Below are 16,237 nucleotides of genomic sequence, written 5' to 3'. Positions count from 1 at the left end.
GTGCGTATATCGGCTGAGGAGCCATGCGTTCGCCTTTAAAAGCGGGAAGCCTCCTCAGCTTATTCCATTCCAGCTTCCCGATTTTAACAACGACCGGAGCTGATATACGCACCACCCCACGGCATGATACAGAGTGTGCAGCCAATTCACTCTCTCCCCCTCCCACGCCCAAAAGCCCGGCTCATGTGACTTCACAGAGCGGGCTTTCTTCTTTGCACTCCTACGAGTTGCCCACAATAGGCTGCACACCTCCCCTTGCTCAGGTGCGTGTATCGGTGGAGGAGCAACGCGTTCGCCTTTAAAATCGGGAAGCTTCCTCAGCCTACTCCATCCAGCTTCCCGATTTTAACAGCGACCGGAACCGATATACGCACCATCCCACAGCACGATAACAGAGTGTGCAGCCCTTCGCTCTCTCAAATAAATGCAAAAAAACCCAGCTCCCTCAAAAGCAGGAGCCGGGCTTTCTCTTATTTCAATTATTTGCGCTTCAAGTTGTAGAACGACTTCAAGCCGTTGTATTGAGCAAGCTCGCCCAATTGATCTTCGATGCGAAGCAATTGGTTGTATTTGGCCACACGGTCCGTACGGGAAGGAGCACCCGTTTTGATCTGACCCGCGTTGGTAGCTACTGCGATATCAGCGATCGTGCTGTCCTCGGACTCACCGGAACGGTGGGAGATGACAGCCGTATATCCTGCGCGTTTTGCCATTTCGATCGCATCGAACGTTTCCGTCAATGTACCGATTTGGTTTACTTTGATCAGGATGGAGTTACCGATGCCTTCGTTGATACCTTTTTCCAGACGCTCGGTGTTGGTAACGAACAGGTCGTCACCCACGAGTTGAATTTTGTTACCCAATTTCTCGGTAAGCAATTTCCAACCTTCCCAATCGTCCTCGGAGCATCCGTCTTCGATGGTTACGATTGGGTATTTGTCTACCCAAGAAGCGAGCAAGTCCACGAATTCTGCCGGCGTGAAGGATTTGCCTTCGCCTTCCAGAACATACTTGCCATCTTTGAAGAACTCGGTGGAAGCAACGTCCATACCCAGCAATACATCTTCACCTGGCTTGTAGCCGGCTTTTTCGATCGCTTCGATGATGGAAGACAACGCATCTTCGTTGGACGTGAAGTTAGGAGCGAAACCGCCCTCGTCACCAACCGCTGTGTTCAGGCCTTTGCCTTTCAGAACGGATTTCAGGTTGTGGAAGATTTCAGCGCCCATGCGAAGCGCTTCTTTGAAGCTAGGTGCGCCAACAGGCAATACCATGAACTCTTGAACGTCAACGTTGTTGTCCGCGTGAGCGCCACCGTTAACGATGTTCATCATTGGTACTGGAAGTTGTTTTGCGTTGAATCCGCCAAGGTAAACATACAGCGGAAGATCCAATGCATCAGCAGCAGCGCGAGCTACAGCCATCGATACGGCCAGAATTGCGTTCGCACCCAGTTTGCCTTTGTTCGGCGTACCGTCCAAAGCGATCATCAGCTTGTCGATGCCGAGTTGGTCCAGAGCGTCCATGCCGATCACTTCAGGAGCGATAATTTCGTTCACGTTCTCAACGGCTTTCAGAACGCCTTTGCCCAGGTAACGGGATTTGTCGTCGTCGCGAAGCTCAACGGCTTCGTGAACGCCAGTGGAAGCACCGGATGGAACGATTGCGCGACCGATCGCACCGGATTCCAGGTATACTTCAACCTCTACGGTTGGATTCCCGCGGGAGTCAAGGACTTCGCGTGCATATACATCAGAAATAATAGTCATGTGTATAGTCTCCTTTGAAATGTTATGTTTATGTTCCATTATGAACTACTTATTTACGTGCTGCAATCATGGAGGTTCCCGTCATTTCGTCAGGCTTCGGCAGCTCCATCAGATCGAGAATCGTTGGCGCGATGTCGGCAAGAATACCGCCTTCACGCAGTGTTACATTCTCATCCGTTACGATGAACGGAACCGGGTTCGTAGTATGTGCGGTGAACGGACGTCCATTCTCGTCAAATACCATGTCCGCGTTCCCGTGGTCAGCGGTGATCAGAACTACCCCGCCTTTTGCCAAAACAGCCTCAACGACCTTGCCGACACACTCATCCGTCGTCTCAACGGCTTTAATCGTCGGCTCCAGCATACCGGAATGACCTACCATGTCCGGGTTAGCGAAGTTCAAAATGATCGCATCATGCTTATCTGCTTCGATTTCCCTCACGCAAGCATCCGCCACTTCATAGGCGCTCATCTCCGGCTTCAGATCGTAGGTCGCCACTTTCGGCGAGTTGATCAGTACGCGCGTTTCGCCAGGAAGCTCAACATCGCGTCCACCGCTGAAGAAGAATGTCACGTGGGGGTACTTTTCGGTTTCCGCAATCCGCAGCTGTTTCTTGTTGTGCTGTACCAGCACTTCCCCGAGCGTGTTATCGAGATTCTTAGGTTTGTAGGCAACGAAACCTTCCACCGTCTCGCTGAATAGCGTCAAGCATACAAAATGCAGGTTTTGCGGGAACTTCGGTCCACGTTCAAAGCCACGGAAATCATTATTCGTAAACACCTGGGACAACTGAATCGCACGGTCAGGGCGGTAGTTCAGGAAGATAACGGAATCTCCGCTCTCCACCAGACTAACCGGCTCGCCTTCACCATTCACAATTACGGTCGGTTCTACGAATTCATCGTAAACCGATTTCTCGTAAGATTCGATGATGGCTTTCAGCGGATCCGTATATTTAGGTCCTTCGCCATACACCATGGCCCGGTAAGCCTTCTCGACGCGATCCCAACGCTTGTCGCGGTCCATCGCATAATAACGACCGGAAAGCGTAGCGATTTGGCCAACGCCCACCTCTTCAATCTTCGCAATCAGATCCTTAACGAACTGCTTGCCGCTGTCCGGTGCCACGTCGCGTCCATCCATGAAGCCATGGATGTATACGTCATGGAAATCTTCCTTCTTGCAAAGATCCAGCATGGCAAACATATGCTCAATATGACTGTGAACGCCGCCGTCGGATACCAGCCCGTACAGATGCAGCTTCTTGTTGTTGTTCTTCGCAGCGCAAACGGCTTCCACCAGCGTTTCGTTCTCGAAGAATTCTCCTTCACGAATCGACTTCGTGATACGGGTCAAGTCCTGATACACGATCCGGCCTGCGCCGATGTTCAAGTGACCCACTTCAGAGTTCCCCATTTGACCTTCCGGCAAGCCTACGGCTTCACCGCAAGCAGTCAACGTGGTGTTCGGGTATTGCTTCAAATACCGGTCGTAGTTAGGCTTGTTCGCTTGAGCGACCGCATTGCCCACCTGGGTGTTGCGAAGCCCGAAACCGTCCATGATGATCAGAGCTACGGGTTTTGGAGCAGACATTTACTTCGCCCCCTCAACGAGTGCGATGTAGGAAGCCGGTTGTAGACTTGCACCACCAACGAGCGCGCCGTCGATGTCGCTTTGTCCCATATACTCCGCTACATTTTCAGGCTTCACGCTACCGCCGTATTGAATACGAACTTGCTCTGCAACGGTTTCGCCGTACAGGCCTTTAACGAGTTCACGAATATAAGCGATGACTTCGTTCGCATCCTCTGCCGTAGAGGATTTGCCCGTTCCAATCGCCCAGATTGGCTCATAAGCAATAACAACATGAACCGCTTGATCAGCCGGAACACCTGCGAACGCAGCTTCCGTTTGTACTTTACACACGTCTTTGGTTTGGCCAGCTTCCCGTTCTTCCAGCTTCTCGCCGACGCATACGATCGGAAGAAGTCCATGACGGAATGCCGCATGTACCTTCTTGTTCACGATCTCATCGGTTTCAGCAAAATACTGGCGACGCTCGGAGTGTCCAATAATGACATAGTCTACGCCCAGATCCTTCAGCATCAAACCGCTGATTTCACCCGTAAATGCGCCATTGTCTTCAAAATGAAGATTTTGTGCACCGATTTTGATGTTCGTGCCCTTGACCGCTTCAACCAATGCAGGAAGATTGGTAAATGGCGCGCAAATCACGCTTTCCACGCCTTCTACTTCCGCTTTGCCTTTCACATCTTCAACAAATGAAGTTGCTTCCGGAACGGTTTTGAACATTTTCCAGTTACCAGCTATGATAGGTGTTCTCACACGATTCACTCCTTTATTCCCCCGAAGAATCGGGGTCCAAACTTCATCCACTTGCTATCCAATATAGTGCCTATTTCTATTTGTCGTTCAGTGCCACAACACCAGGAAGTGCTTTGCCTTCCATGAACTCAAGAGATGCACCGCCGCCTGTCGAGATGTGATTCATCTTGTCGGCAAGGCCGAATTTCTCTGCAGCTGCAGCCGAGTCGCCGCCGCCGATAATCGTGTAAGCTTCCGTATCCGCACAAGCTTGTGCCACTTCACGAGTACCGTTGCTGAACGGAGCGATTTCGAATACGCCCATAGGACCGTTCCACACGACAAGTTTGGAGTTCTTGATCACTTCTGCATACTTGGCGCGAGTCTTAGGACCGATGTCAACGCCTTCCCAATCGGCAGGAATGCCATCGATATCAACGACCTTGGTATTCGCGTCTGCGCTGAACTCGTCCGTAACGACGATATCTTCCGGCAGGTAGAAGTTTTTGCCCAGCTCTTTAGCTTTCTCGATGAAACCGAGTGCAACATCAAGCTTCTCTTTATCAAGCAGAGATTGGCCGATTTCATGGCCTTGAGCTTTGAAGAACGTGTAAGCAAGTCCACCGCCGATGATGACATTGTCAGCAAGCGTAAGCAGGTTGTCGATCACGTCGATTTTGTCCTTAACCTTCGATCCACCGATGATGGCGGTAAAAGGACGGTCCGGATTCGAAAGGGCTTTGCCGAGAACGGACAGCTCTTTCTCCATCAACAATCCCGATACAGCCGGAAGATGATGAGCGATACCTTCTGTCGAAGCGTGCGCACGGTGAGCAGCACCAAACGCGTCATTCACGAACAGATCGGCCAGTTCGGCGAATTGCTTCGCAAGTTCCGGATCATTCTTCTCTTCACCAGCGTAAAAACGAACATTTTCAAGCACGAGCACATCGCCGTTTTGCAGCTTCTCGACTTGAGCTTTAACAGCTTCTCCTACCGCTTCATCCGCTTTGGCTACCGGTTTGCCGAGCAGCTCGGACAGACGCTGACTTGCCGGAGTCAGGCGCAACGATTCAACGACCTCTCCTTTTGGACGACCCATGTGGCTGGCCAGGATGACTTTCGCTCCTTGCTCTACCAGATACTTAATGGTCGGCAAAGTCTCGCGAATACGAGTGTCGTCTGTAATTTTACCATCTTCGAGCGGTACATTGAAATCGACGCGGACAAACACCCGTTTGCCGCTTACTTCTACATCACGTACACTTTTCTTGTTCATCTCCACGTTCCTCCTAAGAAAACTATTCTCCTCACCGACAGCATGCAGTTGCTCTCGTTTCTCTCTCTATCGCTAACCAGCGCCCGGATCTTGTCTATTCTTCCCAGTGCTCTGGCATGAAAACAAGGAAAAACCATGAACCAAAGAGGAGACCCGTGAAACGGAACTCCTCTTCGATTGTATGGCTAGATCAATTACAGACCTTTGCTTGCGATGTAAGCAGCGAGGTCAACGACACGGTTGGAGTAGCCCCACTCGTTGTCATACCAAGAAACAACTTTCACCATGTTGTCGCCAACTACCATAGTGGAGAGCGAATCGATAGTGGAAGAAGCTGGGTCGCCATTGTAGTCGCTGGATACAAGCGGCTCTTCGGAGTAGTTCAAGATGCCTTTCAGCGGGCCTTCAGCAGCTGCTTTCAGAGCTCCGTTTACATCTTCAAGGGTTACATTTTGGGACAGCTCAACTACGAGGTCCGTTACAGAAACGTTCTTCGTAGGTACACGCATTGCCATACCGTTCAATTTGCCTTTCAATTGTGGCAGAACGAGGCTAACCGCTTTAGCAGCACCAGTTGTGGATGGAATGATGTTTTCAGCAGCTGCACGAGCACGACGCAGATCTTTGTGCGGAAGATCAAGCACTTGCTGGTCATTCGTGTAGGAGTGAACCGTAGTCATCATACCCTTAACGATACCGAATTTCTCGTCAAGAACTTTAGCAAAAGGAGCCAAGCAGTTTGTTGTACAAGAAGCATTGGAGATTACAGTATGGTTAGCTGCATCGTATTTGTCTTCGTTAACGCCCATAACGATCGTGATATCTTCGTCAGTTGCTGGAGCGGAGATGATAACTTTCTTAGCGCCGCCTTTCAAGTGAGCGGAAGCTTTGTCTTTCGCTGTGAAAATACCAGTGGATTCTACAACGATTTCAACGCCGTGCTCAGCCCAAGGCAATGCTTCAGGGTTACGCTCAGCGAATACTTTCACTTCACGGCCGTTTACAACGAGTGCGCCTTCTTTAGCTTCAACTGTTGCATTAAGTCTTCCGTGAGTTGTGTCATATTTCAAAAGGTGTGCCAGCGTGCTTACGTCCGTCAAATCGTTGATTGCCACGATTTCAACTTCGCTGTTGTTCAGCGCAGCGCGGAACACGTTACGTCCAATACGTCCAAAACCGTTAATACCTACTTTAACCATGAGTAGTTCCCTCCATATTTGTAAAATTTATATATTCAAGATTGGCCGTTAAGCCAATCAAGACAACAATAAGGAAAAATCGGTGTGTACGCTCGTGGGTTCAAATCCCGGCGTCAATCTCCTTCTCGACTTCCAGTGCCGCGGCTTCATCAGTAACGAGAATATCCTCATGTCCGAATTTCAGCATCGCATGAATCGCCTTGCCCTTGCCTTGACCCCCAGCAATGCCGATGATCGTCTCTGTCCGCATAATATCCTCAAGCCGCAGCCCGAGAGTAAGCATTTTGTGGACAACTTCACCATCTTCACTGAAGTAGTAGCCGAAGGATTCCGCAATCGCGCCATCTGCCTGCAAGTTCTGAATAGAGTTTTCATCCAGCTTGCGCCTTCTTGCCATCTCCATGGCATCTCCGATGCCGTGAATAATGACTCGGCAGCGCCTGATCACATCCACGATCTCCTGGATATGCTGATCCTGCACCAGTGACTGATAGGCATCCTCGCTTAGCAGATCCGGTACGTGAAGCAATCGGTACTCAGCCCCAACGCGCTTTGCCATCTTGGAAGCAATGGTGTTCGCTTGAATCTCCATGCTCTCCCCAAGACCGCCCCGCGCCGGCACAAACCAAGTGCTTGTCAGCGGTTCGCCGCCTGGCAAAGAGGACATCTGCTCGGCCACTTCGGCGAGCGTGGAGCCGCCGGTTACGGCAATCGTATCTCCATCTTGGACAAAGCTTAGCAGCGTTCTTGCTCCGGCCCGGCCAAGCTCACGTTTGACTTCCGGAGATGACTCGCTGTCACCGGGAATAATGACCACTTTACGAAGCCCGTAAGCCTGACGAATCTTCTCTTCCAGTTCAACCAGTCCGAACAACTCATTCATGACCGGCTCCAGCTCCTCCAGCAAGCATATCCCTGAGCTGCTGATGCGCATGCCAAGCGTTTCAATCTCGATCAGCCCCTGCGCTTTCAGAAGATCAGTCTCTGCTCTGAGAACACGCTCGGTCATCGAGAGTGATGAAGCCAATGTTCTTCGGCCAACAATTCCGGACAACTTGATCTGATGAAGGATGGTATACCTTCGTTTAAGAGTGTCCATCAGATCCGGCAGAAGCTGCTCTTGTATTTCTAATAGGTTACGCATGCATTCCACTCCTGCAAACTTCGTCTCGGCTCTCCTCTACCTGGTCGTAAAATGTCCCAGTTAAACTTTTTAAGTCCCACCTTTATTCTAACCAATAATTATGCCGGTTGCAAGTGTCCGAAAGTATATTTCTCTGCCCCGGGCATTCTTATACATTATGGCCAAGTACTGGCTCGTCTATATAATAGGAACAAAGTTTTGTCTGCTATTGTATTTTTTAAATAGATGCGGTATAATCAACTTCGTTGCTAATTTTTTTTGCGCCCGTGGTCCAATGGATATGACGTAGGCCTCCGGAGCCTGAGATCGAGGTTCGATTCCTCGCGGGCGCGCCATTATAACTTTTATTCTCTATACTGATTACCCTAAAGCGCCCATGACGGCTCTTTTTTTTACCCAATAGTTTGACTATCTTTGACTTTTTGATTTAAATTGTTTATCATGTGGGTAATACGGTAACAGTATTTATATGAGGTACTTAAGAGGAGGTTTTCCACGTGAGTTTTATACCTATGGTCGTTGAACAAAGCAACCGCGGTGAGCGGGCGTACGACATCTATTCCAGATTGCTGAAAGACCGCATTATCTTCCTCGGCTCCGACGTAAATGACGTGGTCGCCAATTCCATCATTGCCCAAATGCTGTTCTTGTCGGCTGAGGATCCTGAGAAGGATATTCATCTTTACATCAACAGTCCTGGCGGTTCCATTACCGCAGGTATGGCGATATTCGATACGATGCAGTTCATTAAGCCGGACGTTTCGACGATCTGTGTCGGCATGGCTGCTTCCATGGGCGCATTCCTGCTCAACGCTGGCGCTAAAGGCAAACGTTACGGTCTGCCTAACAGCGAGATCATGATTCACCAGCCGCTCGGCGGCGCACAAGGTCAAGCCACGGATATTGAGATCCGTGCTCGCCGCATCCTCAAAATGCGCGACAAGCTGAACCGCATCCTGTCCGATCGCACTGGCCAACCGTTGGAGCGCATTGAGAAGGATACTGATCGTGACTACTTCATGACGGCTGACGAAGCCAAAGAATACGGTCTGATTGATCAAGTATTAGAGAATACACCACCGCAAGGCTTATAAAAGAAATGAAGTAAAGGGCAGGCGCCGTTATCCGGTGCCTGCCCTTTCTTATCCTCCGAAGTGGAATTCTTAGAAAACTTTGATTTAGGGTAGTGAGAGTATCCCCTCCGGTCGCTGTTGAACTCGGGAAACTGGAATGAATATGGTTAACTGAGGTTTCCCGAGTTCAAAGGCGAACGCTATGCTCCTCCGAGGATACTCTCACTTTGGTACGACCTGACCTTATCTATAAAAACTTAAAGACTAGCTCAAGAGCATCCCCCTCCTAAAAGGCCTGCCTAAACTTGAGGGGAGGGAAAATAAAAGAAGACCCGTGCAGGGTGGCCATTTCAACGAACGACTTGCTTGCCACCGACCACGCGTGCACAGTGAGCAGAAGCAGTGTGCAAGATGTACAAGACATGCAAGTTATCATCCAGGCAAGCCTCTAGGTAAACGAAAAACCCCCTGACCGCAGGAAAGGAGAATACACTCTCCACGTTCCATGATCAAGGGATTTTCGTAACTCGTTCCAGTACAGTGTTACATCAGGACAACATCATGTTTCTAGACAAGCTATAGTATGAAAATAATTGATTGTAGTTACACAAACCGCTACCGTATACTCTTACTTCCACTCTTTCAGCTTCAGCTCAAACTCCGGAAATCCATAAGCATATGCGGTGTACTCATAAAGTTGGAAGTACAGCACCGCAGCATTATCCTTCACGTAGAAGTCCGCATCGGCAGGCACGCCTTCAAATCCGCCGAGGTAGCCCCCCTCTTTCTTCAGCTTGTTCAGCACAAGGTTGTTCAGCTTCTGTTTGTTCTTGCCCTGCATGTTGATGAAATCGCCCAGCTGCATTTGCTTGCCATCCTTCAAGGAGAACGTGAAGCTTTTACGGAAGGTCATGCCATGAGCGCCACCCGTGTAGGAATAATCGTATGCCGTGATGCTCAGGATATCATTCTGGTTATAATGGACCACGAAGTCCCCACTGAATTCGTAAGGGAAACTGGATTCCGATGGCGGGAATTCCTCAGCATTCCCCCCTTCGGCACTGGTGATTACGCCGGACGCATTTTCTTTCAGTACTTTATTGATCTCGGCTTGCGCCTCCGCATTTGCGAGTCCACTGATTACAGGATAGTTCACAACGGCATCCACGCCCTGTATCTTTTTCTTCAGCGTAGCCGATTTGATCGTAATTTCGTTCTGTTTCTTCTGCGTCATGCTGAGTGTTTTCAAGGAAGGGTTCCATTGTCCCTGAACACCCATGTATTCGCTGACCGTTTTGAATGGCACATACAGACGACCATTAATGATCTGTCCCCCAGGCTCCCCGGCATACGAACCGTTCACCAGAATACCAATTTCAGTTGAATCATATACGATGGCACTCAGTTTGTTATAACCGTTACCCAGTGTATACGTACGTTTTTTTGCATCATATTTAAGAGGCATTCCCAGGCCGTCCCGCAAAGCGGTTGCCGGCACATAAGTTACCCCGTGCAGCACGAGACCTTTCTGTGACAGGGTCTTGCCATTCCATTTCAGTACGACTTCATTCTTCGACGATTTTTGGCTGGCGGAAACGGGTGCCTTAGCGGCGCTTGCATCGATGACCTGTCCGCTCAAACCCAGACCGCCAAGCAGGACGCTAGTTGCAATTAATGATGCACATACACGTAATTTAGGATTCATATCAGAATTCCACCTTTGTTAAATTAAGTTTCCGTTAGTTGTTAATCTATTACCCTTAATCATTATAAGGAAAGCTTTCAATGTATTGGTAACAAAGTCAATGACAATTTTGATTCCAGGCCGTAGGACCTATACATTTCGTCTAATCTTTCTGCATGAGTGCTTTTACGCTTAGGAATACACCGAACAAGAGAGCGCATGTACCCATAATCAACAAGACTTCGCTTTCCTGGACTGCATAACTTAATAGAAATAATCCGATACCGACAAGGGCACTGTGAATACTCAATAACAGCAGATGCAGCGCGCTTTTCCTGAAGATGTTCAGAAATAAAACGGCTGCAACCCCCGCAACTACCAATGCAATCAAAAACATGCCCATTACATCACTCAAGCCGCTTTCTCCTTTTCCTGATTAAACGTATAGAAATCTGGTTTAAGTTATTTGCGTCCTCCTTTATATATAACAACGAAACGGGCCACGAAGTTGTGGTTCGATTCGTATAAATCGGCTATTTCTTCCTATTCCGGGACTAAGGGCCTATTCTTTACAAACAAAAAAGAGCCTGCCCCCAATGGGACAGACTCTTTTTATTACAAAAATATGAAAATGCAAGCCCTATAATTAACGACCGCTCTTCAGTTCGGTCCATAAACGATCATAGATCGAGAGCGAGTCACCGACATTATCTAGCCATTCGGTACGGCCCAGCTCTTCATCTGTCAGGTTGATCATCGTATTGGCGCGGTATTCCTCGCTATGGAATTCCATCGCTTTGGTGTTCGGATTGCTGTATCCGATAAATTCATAGTTTTTGGCGCTGACCTCAGGCTCCATCATGAAATTGATGAATTTCTCGGCCAGCTCTTTATTCTTGGCACCCTTAGGAATCGCGTAGTTATCAGAGAAGATGGTAGCCCCTTCTTCTGGCACGACATACGCCACATCCGGATTCTCCGCAGCAATAAAGGCGGCATCTCCGGACCATACCGTAGCAATCCAGCCTTCTTCTTGGATCATCTTCTGCTTGATGTTATCCGTATCAAACGCTAGCACATTCGGCAGCAGGGTCTTCAGCTCATCCGCAGCTGCGGTGATTTCCGCTTCATCTGTGCTGCTGTTGGACTTTCCTTGCTTCTTAAGCGCCATGCCGATCATTTCACGGTTGTCGTCCAGAAGCAGGACTTTACCCTTGTATTCCGGGTTCCAGAGATCTTCCCAGCTGTTGATCTCATCCTTCACATACTTCTTGTTATATGCAATTCCCGTTACACCGGACGTGTAGACAATTGAATATTTATTGCCCGGGTCATAAGAAGGATCTTTGAAAGTATCCGTAAGATTGACGAAGTTCGGGATATTATTCATGTCAAGCGGCTCAAGCAGCTCCGATTCAATCATCGTTTTGACCATATAATCGGACGGCTGAATGAGGTCATACCCACTGCCGCCAGCCTTGATTTTAGCCAGCAGGTCTTCATTGTTTGCGTAATTGTCGTAGGTTACCTTTACGTCGAACTTCTCTTCGAAGTCCTTCAGCACCTCGGGATCAAAGTTATCCGCCCAGCTGTAAATGTGAAGCGTCTCCTTATCCGATCCGCAACCGGCCAAGAGTCCTACAGACAATACCGCAACCATGCCTGCCGTCAGCAGGCGGGTCCATCTTGATTTTTTCAATTCAATATCTCCTCTCTTTCCACTTCCATGTTTTATTTCGAAAAAAGCAGCAGTAGTACCTATGCTTAGATCGGTAATGTTTTATGTTTCTTTTCCCCGTTGCCGCGGTTAAGAATATATTGCGCTAACAGAATCAGCGTGATGCTGACCAGAATGAGCAGCGTACACAGCGCGTTAATCTCTGGCGAGATGCCGCGCTTCACTTGAGCGTAAATATAGATCGGCAGCGTCGTTGAGCTGGGGCCGGCAACAAAAAAGCTGACCATAAAGTCATCCAATGACAGCGTAAAAGCAATCAAGGCGCCGGAGATAATGCCCGGTGCAATCTGCGGCAATGTAACATGCCGAAACGTCTGCCAAGGCGTAGCGCCCAAATCCTGGGCCGCCTCATCCAGCTGTTTGCCCATGCCCGACAGTCTGGCCGTCACTACGACATACACATACGACAGGCTGAACGTAATATGGGCGATGATCACCGTCGTCTTGCCAAGCGGCATATTCAGTTGACTGAACAATACCAGCAGCGACAGCCCCATAATAATATCCGGGATAATGACCGGCAGATACAGCAGCCCGTTCATGCCGCTGCGACCTCGGCGTCCCAGATTCCGAAGCGAGAGCGCCGCCGCAGTTCCGAGCAGGGTAGAAACGATCGTCGATATGACCGCCACCGTTAAACTGTTCATCAGCGCTTCCATCACGTGCCGGTTCTCGAATAGCGACACATACCAATCCAATGTAAATCCTTCCCAGTTGCCGCTAAGCCGCGTGTTGTTAAAGGAATAGATGATGATCATGATGATCGGTACATAGATGAAAGCCATCATAAGGAAAGAGTGAATCCCAAGCAGCGGGTGATTCTTCTTCTTCACTTATCTCCCCTCCCCTACGCGTTGATGGCGGGCTTGCATCGCCCGGTTAAAGAGCAGGATCAGCACCAGGGACGTAATCACGAAGATCACCGACAACGCCGCTCCAAAGGGCCAGTTGCGTGCACCCAGGAACTGCTGCTGAATGATATTACTGATCATGGAGGACTTCGCGCCTCCCAAAATATCCGTAACTACAAACATTCCGGATGTCGAGACATAGACCAGAACCGCTCCTGTCATGATGCCGGATTTGCTCTGCGGCAAGGTAATGTGCCGGAATGCTTTCCACCTGGAAGCGCCCAGATCGCTGGCCGCATCCAGCAGACGCTTATCCATCTGTTCCAGAGCCACGTAAATCGGCAGCACCATGAACGGAATGAAGTTATACACCATTCCGAGCAGTACGGCGCCGTACGTATACAGCATCTGAATCGGCTCGTCGATCCATCCCATCCACAGCAGCAGGCTGTTCACCACGCCTTGGGTCCGAAGCAGCAGAACCCAGGCATAGGTGCGGATTAAAAAGTTGATCCAGAACGGGACCGTGATCAGAATTAATCCCCAGGTTTGGATACGCGGGGAAGCGTTGGCTATATAATAGGCCAAAGGATAGCTGACTAACAAGCAAATCACCGTAGTCAGCAGCGACAGTACCAAGGTATCCCAGTAGATCCCTAAATATAATGGATCAAAGAAGGTCTTGTATCCTTCCAAACTGAAGGAAAACACGATATTCCCCAGCGAATCCCGCGAGAGAAAGGAGATGCCGACCACGATTAGCATCGGAACGATCAGGAACAGGGATAACCACAGCAGGACCGGAGTCAACAGGAACCTTGATTTCCTCATGATCCGATGATCACCTCATCTTTGGCGTTCCAGTTCACCCCAACCCGTTCGCCAACCTCCCATGGCTGATCATCCGAGATATCGAGGGCAATCATGACCTTCATCGGTTCATCATCCAATTGGACCAGCAGTTTATGAACACTGCCGAGGTACTGCACATCCTCAATCACGCCGTTCTTCTTGGCACCCGATTCCCGCTGGGGAATGAGTTTCTCCGGCCGTACAGCAAAGAGACCCTCTGGTGAAGAAAAAACGTTATTCTCCCCTACAAACGTAGCGGCAAACAGCGTTTGCGGTCTTGCATAGATCTCGCGCGGCGTACCGATTTGCTCTACCCGTCCATGGTTCATGATGACGATCCGGTCGGAGAGCATCATGGCTTCCTCTTGGTCGTGCGTTACATATACAAACGTTATCCCGAGCGTCCGCTGCAAATGCTTCAGCTCGGACTGCAGATTCTTCCGCAGCTGCAGATCCAGTGCGCCAAGCGGTTCATCCAGCAGCAGCACCTTCGGTTTGTTGGCAATGGCGCGGGCGATGGCCACGCGCTGCTGCTGTCCGCCGGACAGCTGGTGCGGGAAGCGTTCCCGCAGGGCGGTCAGCTGCGTCATGGCAACGGCCTCGTCCACCCGCTCCTTGATGAGTTGACGCGGCATTTTTTTCATTTTCAGCCCAAAAGCGATATTATCTTCTACGGTCATATGCGGAAACAGAGCATAGTGTTGGAATACCAGATTCAAATCCCGCTTGTTCGCAGGCATTTCCGTCACATTCTGACCCGCCAACCAGACCTGTCCTTTGGTCGGCTGTTCGAATCCTGCTATCATTCGGAGAATCGTCGTTTTGCCGCAGCCGCTGGGGCCCAGCAAAGTCAGGAATTCCCCTTCTTTAATGGAGAGCGACAGCGGATGCACGACCGCTTGTCCCTGAAAATGCTTCTCGATCTGGACAAGTTCAATCACATGCATCAACCCCTTCTTCAAGATGTGACCTATTCCATGTGTACATTCCTGCTAACCAGTATGCACAAAAACGTTCCCCACTAAGAAGAAACGGTCCCACTGCCTGTTGTGCTCAGGTTGGCAGAATCCGTTTCTTAAAGGTGGAGGATGCTAGAAGTCTCGACTAAGAAAAAAAAGCCATATCCATGGGTATGGCTGTAACGTTCAGATCAAAGTTCAGTTTTTCGCATATTCACTATACCTCGTTTTCCCCCTATACACAACACTTTTCTGTGTATTTCGACAGGGGAAGGGACGGATGTGGGCCCTGATTATGGTATTTCATTTTTCATATAAGGATACACAAAAAACCGTCCACCCGGTAAGATCCGGATGAACGGTTTTCTGCATGCTGAGTCGAAAACAACAACTACTTCAGCTCATATTGCACATACAGCTGCGTCGAGATCTTGATTTCGCCCGGCTTCACGGATGTGTTTGCGCCCGCGTCCGCTGCAGTGGATTGTGCTTCCATCGCCATTTTTTCGAGACCATAGATGGTATCTACACCAACGGAACCTTCCACAATATTCAGCACGATGCCTAACTGGCGCTTGGAGGCTTTTGCCATCGCCTGAGCTTTCAGGTCTGCATTCGCCATCGCCTTATCAATCACTTGGGCCTCAAACGCATCGCGGTTCTCAACTGAGAAACGTGCGTTTCCAATGGAATTGGCGCCGGCATCGGACGCTGCATCAAGCACATCACCGACTTTGCTCAAGTCGCGAAGCGTGACTTCCAGGGAATGATACGCCGAATAGTTTTTCACTTTACGTCCATTATCATCAGAGTACGTATAGTTAGGCTGTACATAGAACTGCTCGGTTTTGATATCCTTGTCATCGATCTTCCAGGTTTCTTTCAACAGCTTCGTAATTTTATCCATTTTCTGTGCGTTGCTCTTCTGTGCAGATTTTGCGGTTTCCGCATATGATTCAACTCCGATGGAAAGATATACGATATCTGGCTTCACCGAGATCTCGCCTTTACCGAGCACGGTCAGAAGGTTTTGCTGTGCTGCCTCCGCCGCATGCACCTCGGTTGCCCCGCTCAATCCTACTACAGCCGTACTTCCAGTCAACAGTGCACCTGCAATCATGATGGAACCTACTTGTTTGACCCATCTTTTCATTATTGTCAGCCTCCTTTATATTGGCATCGCTACCATGCTTGCCTTACCCTTCTAACGTGAGGGCATTGGTAAATGTTGCATCCGAATTGAAGCGTTTTGAATTTTTCTTCAACTTATTTTGATACGCCCCATTTAATTGGTATATCTAGGCATGATTGGTTGATTAGCAAAATAAGATACCCAATGAAGAAGACGGCAGCTGTTTAATAA

General features: G+C 49.4%; 14 protein-coding genes and 1 tRNA gene. 2 read left to right on the top strand and 13 right to left on the bottom strand.

Annotated features, from left to right (window positions below):
* Window positions 1-479: 479 nt before the first annotated feature.
* The 6 genes from eno to ACPV3A_RS17275 form a co-directional block, all read right to left on the bottom strand.
* Complete coding sequence (eno, locus tag ACPV3A_RS17300) at window positions 480-1,769, bottom strand: phosphopyruvate hydratase (RefSeq protein ID WP_071219501.1); 1,290 nt, start codon at window positions 1,767-1,769, stop codon at window positions 480-482.
* A 49-nt stretch (window positions 1,770-1,818) separates the two neighbouring features.
* Window positions 1,819-3,363, bottom strand: a complete 1,545-nt coding sequence (gene gpmI / locus ACPV3A_RS17295) for a 2,3-bisphosphoglycerate-independent phosphoglycerate mutase (protein ID WP_426200434.1) — start codon at window positions 3,361-3,363, stop codon at window positions 1,819-1,821.
* A complete protein-coding gene (gene tpiA, locus ACPV3A_RS17290) occupies window positions 3,364-4,116 on the bottom strand; it encodes a triose-phosphate isomerase (protein WP_426200433.1) in 753 nt (250 codons plus the stop codon). It lies immediately after the preceding gene.
* Window positions 4,117-4,192: 76 nt separating this feature from the next.
* Window positions 4,193-5,374: a phosphoglycerate kinase gene (locus ACPV3A_RS17285; RefSeq protein WP_194540401.1), complete on the bottom strand. Its 1,182-nt coding sequence runs from the start codon at window positions 5,372-5,374 to the stop codon at window positions 4,193-4,195.
* Between the two features lie 194 nt (window positions 5,375-5,568).
* Complete coding sequence (gap, locus tag ACPV3A_RS17280; RefSeq protein WP_071219497.1) at window positions 5,569-6,573, bottom strand: type I glyceraldehyde-3-phosphate dehydrogenase; 1,005 nt, start codon at window positions 6,571-6,573, stop codon at window positions 5,569-5,571.
* A gap of 100 nt (window positions 6,574-6,673) precedes the next feature.
* Complete coding sequence (locus tag ACPV3A_RS17275; RefSeq protein WP_426200432.1) at window positions 6,674-7,717, bottom strand: sugar-binding transcriptional regulator; 1,044 nt, start codon at window positions 7,715-7,717, stop codon at window positions 6,674-6,676.
* Window positions 7,718-7,977: 260 nt separating this feature from the next.
* Between ACPV3A_RS17275 and ACPV3A_RS17270 the strand changes: the two genes are divergently transcribed.
* Window positions 7,978-8,052 (top strand) — tRNA-Arg (locus ACPV3A_RS17270).
* Between the two features lie 162 nt (window positions 8,053-8,214).
* Window positions 8,215-8,811, top strand: a complete 597-nt coding sequence (gene clpP / locus ACPV3A_RS17265; protein ID WP_006207581.1) for an ATP-dependent Clp endopeptidase proteolytic subunit ClpP — start codon at window positions 8,215-8,217, stop codon at window positions 8,809-8,811.
* A 607-nt stretch (window positions 8,812-9,418) separates the two neighbouring features.
* Here the strand turns inward: clpP and ACPV3A_RS17260 are convergent.
* The 7 genes from ACPV3A_RS17260 to ACPV3A_RS17230 all read right to left on the bottom strand — a co-directional run bounded on the left by ACPV3A_RS17260 (window position 9,419) and on the right by ACPV3A_RS17230 (window position 16,027).
* Window positions 9,419-10,495 (bottom strand): PdaC/SigV domain-containing protein, encoded by a 1,077-nt coding sequence (locus tag ACPV3A_RS17260; RefSeq protein ID WP_426200431.1) that lies wholly within the window; start codon window positions 10,493-10,495, stop codon window positions 9,419-9,421.
* Window positions 10,496-10,637: 142 nt separating this feature from the next.
* Window positions 10,638-10,889, bottom strand: coding sequence for a hypothetical protein (locus ACPV3A_RS17255; RefSeq protein WP_426200430.1), 252 nt, complete (start codon window positions 10,887-10,889; stop codon window positions 10,638-10,640).
* A gap of 231 nt (window positions 10,890-11,120) precedes the next feature.
* On the bottom strand, window positions 11,121-12,173 hold the full coding sequence (locus tag ACPV3A_RS17250) for an ABC transporter substrate-binding protein (RefSeq protein WP_071219493.1): 1,053 nt from the start codon (window positions 12,171-12,173) through the stop codon (window positions 11,121-11,123).
* A gap of 65 nt (window positions 12,174-12,238) precedes the next feature.
* The gene (locus ACPV3A_RS17245) at window positions 12,239-13,000 is read right to left on the bottom strand and encodes an ABC transporter permease (protein ID WP_201259369.1); all 762 of its coding nucleotides are present in this window, start codon (window positions 12,998-13,000) and stop codon (window positions 12,239-12,241) included.
* Between the two features lie 45 nt (window positions 13,001-13,045).
* Window positions 13,046-13,894 carry an ABC transporter permease gene (locus tag ACPV3A_RS17240; RefSeq protein ID WP_071219491.1) on the bottom strand — a complete coding sequence of 283 codons (849 nt, stop codon included), beginning with the start codon at window positions 13,892-13,894 and terminating at the stop codon, window positions 13,046-13,048.
* Complete coding sequence (locus tag ACPV3A_RS17235) at window positions 13,891-14,862, bottom strand: ABC transporter ATP-binding protein (protein WP_071219490.1); 972 nt, start codon at window positions 14,860-14,862, stop codon at window positions 13,891-13,893. The genes ACPV3A_RS17240 and ACPV3A_RS17235 overlap by 4 nt, the downstream gene beginning before the upstream one ends.
* A 403-nt stretch (window positions 14,863-15,265) precedes the next feature.
* A complete protein-coding gene (locus ACPV3A_RS17230; protein ID WP_426200429.1) occupies window positions 15,266-16,027 on the bottom strand; it encodes an SIMPL domain-containing protein in 762 nt (253 codons plus the stop codon).
* Between the last annotated feature and the right edge of the window lie 210 nt (window positions 16,028-16,237).

This window comes from Paenibacillus sp. Dod16, from assembly GCF_049893405.1.
In the GTDB taxonomy this organism is placed as follows: domain Bacteria; phylum Bacillota; class Bacilli; order Paenibacillales; family Paenibacillaceae; genus Paenibacillus_AQ.
This window is presented reverse-complemented; position numbering and strand designations above follow the sequence as displayed.